Genomic DNA, 579 nt, shown 5'->3' on the forward strand with positions numbered 1-579 from the left:
ATTCTTTGTTAGATTGTCCTCTCAGGCTCCATAACCGCCCCCGCGGCCCAAGGATTAAGGAATAAGAAATAAAAGCTAAGGTGCGGTGCAAACAGCGTAACCTCTGTAGGAAACGCTGTTGCTGTTGGCGTCGCCGTAGAACGAGGAGACAGTGAACCCATTGCTACCTGATGCGTCGCCTGTCCAGTAGTAGCGGTCGACGAAGCCCGCAGCAGCGTAGTAGTCCATGCTGCCCCACTCCGCGAAAAAACCAGCACCTATGTGACGCTTGTAATGATTTGCGTCTAAACTGTTATAGTTTGAATTGGTTAAATCCCTTACCCTAGCAAGACGATAACCCAAACCACGACACCAAGATATTTGATTAGACTGAGTATCCCGTTTATTACCACGATGGACGAACCACTGCTTTAAGACAAACCCATACCTCACCTCATTACCACTACCATCCCTACCGACCAACACAACTGTCTGTGGCAAAGAGGGGGCGGTAAGTGAACTGCCCCCCAAAAGTTGGATTGTTTAAATCTACTTTTGGGAACAAAATTATGGCAAAAAAATATACATTCGATTTTAAAA

The 579-nt window shown here is 46.5% G+C and carries 1 protein-coding gene; it reads right to left on the reverse strand.

From position 1 onward, the window contains the following. Nucleotides 1–75: 75 nt before the first annotated feature. The gene (locus GQ598_RS10900) at nucleotides 76–510 is read right to left on the reverse strand and encodes a hypothetical protein (RefSeq protein ID WP_160404134.1); all 435 of its coding nucleotides are present in this window, start codon (nucleotides 508–510) and stop codon (nucleotides 76–78) included. Nucleotides 511–579 lie beyond the last annotated feature (69 nt).

Origin of the sequence: Gilliamella sp. Pas-s95 (genome assembly GCF_009795795.1) — a bacterium.
In the GTDB taxonomy this organism is placed as follows: Bacteria; Pseudomonadota; Gammaproteobacteria; order Enterobacterales; family Orbaceae; genus Gilliamella; species Gilliamella bombicola.